Raw genomic sequence first — 6,056 nt, 5'->3', positions numbered from 1 at the left:
CTGACTGTGCATCATGTGCCGTATACGCCCCGCCAAGGGCGCATCGCGCCACACCTCTTCAGGGTAGGGGGCGGGTCTGACAGCGGGCCACGGATACGCCCCTGGCAAGCGCTCTTGAGCAGTTGCGGCAGCGCCCCCGTGGGAATGCTGCTGAGCGCCGTTGAGACGGTGCCGCGTCCCGCCCCGATGCGCTCCGTCCTGTCGCGACAGAGACTGTGGGGGCGGGAGTGGCGGAGAGTGTCTTTACTTCATCAAGGGCGCGCCTGCGGCGCGCCGGGCGCCCTGGCCGCCCTTGTGCGAGCTGCGGCCTTCGGCCGGTCTCGCCCAGGCGGCCAACGCCCGGCATCCTCCAGACGTCCTGTGAAGCGAGACAGCCCGCACACCGCCTCCGCAGCCCGCCGCACAGGACAGTGCTCCAGGGCGGTACCGGGCCCAGCCTCCACGGCTCCAGGCAGCCGCCCACGGGCCCAGGCCGTCACCGCTCGGACCCGGCCCGGCGCCATCGCGAGCCCCCAGTCCTCACCGCCCCAGTCCATGCGTCGAGGGCTGGGCTCGCTTCGCGTGCGGCTCTCGTCGTCGCCTGCGGGAGGTAGGCGGCACCAGCGTTGCTGAGTCTCGGGTGGCTGAGCCCGCCGACGAAGACACACAAGGCTCCTCGGGTGCGGTGCGTAGGGGTACAGCGAGGCATACGCGCGCCAGCCCGCACGGCTTCCCCTCTCGCCGTGGCGCGCTGTCTGTGGTGACCGTAGGAGACCGCACCCGATGCAGGCCCCAGCGGCGACGGACACAGACCGCCGTCGAGGAGCACCAGGACCAACCGCAGCAGCCGTCGTGCAGCCCGGTCAAAGGCGACGTCGAAGAGCGCCCCAGCAAGCCGCGACGCAGGGCTACGCTGGAACCATGGCTGAGCACATCGGACGACGCATCCGGCACCTACGCCGGAGTGCCGGACTCACCCAGGAGCAACTAGCCGAACGATCCAACGTATCGCTCGATGTGATCGCGCGGCTGGAGCAACAGCGCAAACACAGCGCCCGACTTCCCACCCTTCATGCACTCGCCCATGGCCTGGGCGTCGAGGTCACTGCGCTCATGGGGGACCCGCCCGCCATACAGGGCAACGGCGCAGCCGACCCGCCCCAACTCGTTGCCGTACGCCGAGCGATCATGCCCCCGCTGATCGGCATGCCTCCCGAGCCCACAGACGCGGGCGCCGTGTCCCTCGCGGCCGTCCGTGCAGAGTTGGCGGAGTGCTGGACGCTGTATCACTCCGCCGCGTTCAGCGAGTTGATGACGCGGCTGCCTGACGCCATTACGAACGCTCGCTTGTTGGCTTCCGCAGGTACTCCAGACCAGCGCGCGGCTGGGCAAGCAGCCCTGGGCAAAGCCCTGCAACTAGGCGGGCACCTCGCGATCAGGTTGGGTAAGACTGATCTCGCTCTGACGAGCCTGGAGCGGGCCTACGCTGCCGCTGGCGCGTCCTCGGACCCCCTACTAGGCCCCATGGTTTCCAACTCCGTGGCGTGGGCGTACCAACGGCAGAACCGGCTGAACGACGCTACCGGGGTAGCGGTGTACGCGGCCGACAGCGTCGAGCGAGGCCGGATAGAGAGCACCGAGCAGCTTCGGGTCTGGGGTGGACTGATCATGTCGGCCGCGACCAGCGCGGCGCGAAGTGGCGACTACGACCAAGCGGACACCATGATGACAACCGCTGAGAAGGCCACAGAGAAGCTGGCTAAACTTCCGCCGCTTGAAGACGGGCGCATGGTCAGCGTTTTCAACCGATCGTCCGTTCGTATCGAGCGAGTTCGTCTGGCCGTTCAGCACGGACGGCCAGAGGAAGCGATCAGCCTTGCCAAAGGGATGAGGCTGTCTCGCGACACTCCGCCGTCGTGGCGGACGTGGCTCCTCCTGGACGTGGCCCGCGCACACGCCGATGTAGGGAACGCCGAGGGCGCCGTCAAGGCGATGGAATCGCTGCGCCGCGTGGCTCCGGGGTGGATGCGGCACCACACGTTGGCTGTGGCTATCGTGACTGATCTGTTGAACAAATCGAACCACCCTTCGGGATTGGCGGCCCTCGCGCGTTTCCTGAACATCGCCGAATAGCGTCGAAAAACTGGGACGCAACGTCCCTGTGGCTGTCTCCCCCGCTGCTCGTACGGTCTTCCTGACCAGATCACCCAACGTGCAGGGGCAGTCACATGACGAGTGCCAAGAGCCCTGAGGACGCGCTCGACACGCTCGGGGAGGCTGCTGAACTGCATGGCGCGGCCCTCCCCGCTCTGAGGATGAGACGCAGGTCCCCCAACTCGGTGACGACCCAGCCGCCAGCGCCACCCGCAGTCCACACCCCGGCCCTTGAGCCCGTCGCCGTCCCCGAATGCCGAGTGTGCTTCGCGGCCGACCGTGGCCGGGCGACGGCACACTTGCAGTCGGCTGCCGGGCGGGTCCGGGATTTCAGCCGGATCATCAGCGAGCACCCGCACCGCAGCGAGCGTGACGACGACGCGGGGGTGAAACGGTGACCGTCGACTACCCCGCTAACGGCGAACCTCCAATTCGGTCCGCGTTGACCTTTCCGCCCTGCCAATGCGGGCGCCCCGAATGCCCCGACGCGGAGATCTCAGAGCATCGACGCGTTGACAATCGGTCGTTCTCTTCGACCATGCGCCGTATCCGGCCCCTAGTTCAAGAGGCGACCCGGAAATCGGTACAGCGGTACCCCCGATGAGTGCTGAGACGGCGAAGAAGGGGTTCCTATCCCCCTTTGCTGGCACGGCCTATGCGTCCAGCCCTCAAGGGTGGTGGACACCGTATGGGGGAGCACTGGATCAGAAGTCAGGCGTGGTCTACATACCGCAATCTGGCTACGTGCCGTGCCATTTCGACCGCCACAAACAGGGTGATCGAGGGAGGGAGAAACCACAGTGACTCGCAAGCGAGCAGCGCCCCGTACATACCTGCTTTTCGCCGCACTCACGGGACCGGCTATAAAAATGGCCGCCGCTAGGTGCCGCACATTTCTTCGGAGCAACGTGACACCACCGATTGCTGAGTTCGGGGGACCGGCGCTGCTTATGTGTGTCAGCGGTGCATGTGGATTCGTGATCGGAACCGCGCTCCGCCTCTAAACACCCGCCCCCACCATCCAAACCGATCAAGCCCCCACGGCAATCGGGATTTGGTGGGGGCGGGACAGGCCCCCGTTCCGTCCACGCTGTCACGGGCCGTGGGCGGAACGGGACAGTTCCCGTCCGACAGTCTGTGTGACGGCTAGGCAGTCGGGCGGGGTTCCATCAATCGCACACGACAGAGAAAGGACGCCTCCCTTATGGGCACCATCACCAACGGGCTCGACACGCGGCCGTACGTGAACGTGACCGCGCCCGGTCTCGACTGGCGTAAGTCCAGCCGCACGGACCTTGACCCGATCCTCAAGGACTGCGTGATCCTGGCTGACGCAGGTCGCGCCGAGGGGAACCCGCACGTCAGCATCCCGGACGGAACACGCATGATCGCGATCAGCGACGACAAGGCCCCCGACAGTCCGGTCCTGCTCATGTCGCGCGCCGAGATCACCAAGTTTTTCCAGGGTGTGAAGGCCGGAGAATTCGACGAATTCACGGCCACACCGGAGGAACTGGCAGCCGCATCACAGGCGGCCATTATCGCCTGATCCTGGCAACGGTCACGTGAAACGGTGGCCTGCTCTTGAGAGGGCAGGCCACCGTACGGCCGTCGAAGCACCACCGAACACGTGAGGTGATCGCGCGTGAATGCCGACGAGGTAGATCTAGCCTTCAAGATTGCGGCGACGTTCAATGGCACTCCGTGCGGGCAGTGCAGAAGGAGAGAAACTATTGGAGTCGTGTACCTGGGAGTAATCAGCGCTTCGTGTGAGGCGTGCGGCGGCTACACCCGAAAGGGTGTGCTGACCCGCGAAATGCTGGCAGCGGCGAGCGCCGCATCCCAGACTCAGCCGGTCGCCCGTAGGGCCAACGTCGCCCGTCGCCAATTGTAGCAACACCACCAACAGCCCTGTCCATCTGATGAATTGCGGCAGAGGGGCGGGGCTTTCTCATGATCTGGTATCTGGAAATTATTGGAGTGACCCCGTGCCCAGTGATCACACCGCCCTTATCTCCGACGACCCCGAAGCCCTGCTGTACGACCCCCACGGGTGGGCGTTCGTGTCAGGCTTCCCCGTCGCCGTCCTCGACGGCCAGAAAGCACATTTCGTTATACGCCGTTTCCAGAACCGGGCCGTACGCATCATGTACAAACTGCCGCAGGGAACCGTCATCCTCACCACTTACCCGCGCCCTCTGCCCCGAGGGGAGGCTATCGAGATCATGGAAGGCAACCACGCCACGTTCCTCACCTCGTACCCCTGCCGCTCGCTACGGCTGCGCGAGAAGGGCGAGCGCATCGCCGTAGACGGCGAGACACGCGACTGTCTGTCCACCGTCCTTGTACCCCGGTGGCCGTGGCAGTGGCGCCATGCCCGCATCGGCAAGGCCCTGGACCACATCGGCCGCACCGTCATCCTCACCGCCCCACTCGTCAGCGGACGCACGCTCCAACTCACCAACGTGTCACCGAGCTGACTTCCTGAGACTCCCGGCCGATGCCCTCACCCGTTCAGGCCGGGGGTGCGGTTCCACCACCGCCGTCGCCCCCAGGACTGCCCCCGGAGAGCCATCCATGGCGCCGAGATACACCGACCGATGCGGCACATGCAGCGCCTTGGCCGCCGCTCTGGCGCAAGCCCGAGGGAAGAGGCGACGCGGCATCGAGGAAGGCGTTCTGAAGGCCATACGCAGACACGTGAGCACGGACCACGGCTACCAGCCCGACCGGCCCAGAGTCCGCCGCTAGGCACCAGAACGCGGCGAGGCCCCGCCCTCCAGTCCAGGAGAGGCGGGGCCTCGTTCTGCCGCTCGGTGTTCGTCAGGCGGCTTGGGTCATGTCGGGTTGGCTCCGGCGACGCTGTAGGCGCTCAGCGACGGAGAGGTTGCGCCCAGGGATGATGACGACCTCTCCCAGGACTTCGGGGCACAGGAGAAGACGTGCTACCTGCCGTCGCGCGGACACCGGTGCCTGTGCCCAGCGGGCTGCGACATCGGCACCGGGCTGTATCAGGTCGGACAGAACACTCGGCATGGTGAGAGCCCGCTCCTCTGCTTCCAGCTTCGTGATCTTCTTTTCCAGGTTCGCCACTGTCCGGGCGAACATCCGCGCTTCGGCCAGGGTTTCCGGCTCTGCGCCTTCCGTCTCGGCCTTCTCTGCCCGCAGTCGCGCCAGGTCGGCCCTGATCTGCGTAACCCGGCCCTCATCCTGCGGAGAGGCGGCGAAGTCCTGGTACACCTGATCACTACTCAGGTAAGCCAGGATCAACCCCGGTTCGTCAGCCGTGCCGATCAGGTATTCATCCACCTTCGCCTTACTGAGATGGACACACCCCTTCTCGTCACACTGATAGCCCTTCGTCTTGATGGTCGTCTTCCCGGAGCAGACACCGCACGTGATGGTTCCGGTCAGTTCGTACTTGGCGCGCCCTGTGCGGGTGGTACGCCGCTCGGGGGCCAGGAGCATGCGCCGGACCGCCCAGAAGGTCTCTTCGTCCACCAGGCCGTCCCAGGTGGCTTTGGCCAACTCCACCTGCTGATGCTTGGCCTTGAAGGAATTCCCACGCGATTTCGGAGAGTGCCCCCGGTAACCGCCGTAGGTCGGCCGCAACGCCATATCCCGAAGGTGCTGCTCTGAGAAGGGCTTGCCGGTACGGGTCCGGTACCCGCGCTTTTCGAAGTCCTTGGCGATCGACCGCAGAGAGTGCCCCTTGCGCAGCCGCGTGAACAGTTGCTTCGGAACGTGCGACTCGTCCGGGTTCTCCACCCAGTTGACCAGGTCCCCGGTCTGGGGATCGTAGACCGGCATATAGCCCTGCGGCGCCCTGCCGTAAGGACGCCCCTTCTGCGCTTCCCGCTTGGCCGTGCGCCGGTTGCGCATAGAGGTCTTGTAGCTCTCCTGCTCGGAATCGATCGCGGCGC

Annotated in this window: 4 protein-coding genes; 3 read left to right on the top strand and 1 reads right to left on the bottom strand. The window is 65.8% G+C overall.

The window, feature by feature from the left end; translation table 11 throughout:
* The first annotated feature begins 900 nt into the window (after positions 1 to 900).
* The 3 genes from ACYVOO_RS08455 (at position 901) to ACYVOO_RS08445 (ending at position 4,613) form a co-directional block, all read left to right on the top strand.
* Positions 901 to 2,112: a helix-turn-helix domain-containing protein gene (locus tag ACYVOO_RS08455; protein ID WP_461015011.1), complete on the top strand. Its 1,212-nt coding sequence runs from the start codon at positions 901 to 903 to the stop codon at positions 2,110 to 2,112.
* Between the two features lie 1,225 nt (positions 2,113 to 3,337).
* On the top strand, positions 3,338 to 3,682 hold the full coding sequence (locus ACYVOO_RS08450) for a DUF397 domain-containing protein (protein WP_461015010.1): 345 nt from the start codon (positions 3,338 to 3,340) through the stop codon (positions 3,680 to 3,682).
* Between the two features lie 439 nt (positions 3,683 to 4,121).
* Positions 4,122 to 4,613: a hypothetical protein gene (locus ACYVOO_RS08445; protein ID WP_461015009.1), complete on the top strand. Its 492-nt coding sequence runs from the start codon at positions 4,122 to 4,124 to the stop codon at positions 4,611 to 4,613.
* A gap of 343 nt (positions 4,614 to 4,956) precedes the next feature.
* Here ACYVOO_RS08445 and ACYVOO_RS08440 read toward each other — a convergent pair.
* Positions 4,957 to 6,056: recombinase family protein (locus ACYVOO_RS08440; protein ID WP_461015008.1), on the bottom strand; the 1,100-nt coding region annotated here is incomplete at its 5' end.

The sequence above is a fragment of the Streptomyces daliensis genome (assembly GCF_054782395.1).
The sequence above is the reverse complement of the archived record's forward strand: the minus strand, read 5'-3'. Positions and strand labels throughout refer to the sequence as shown.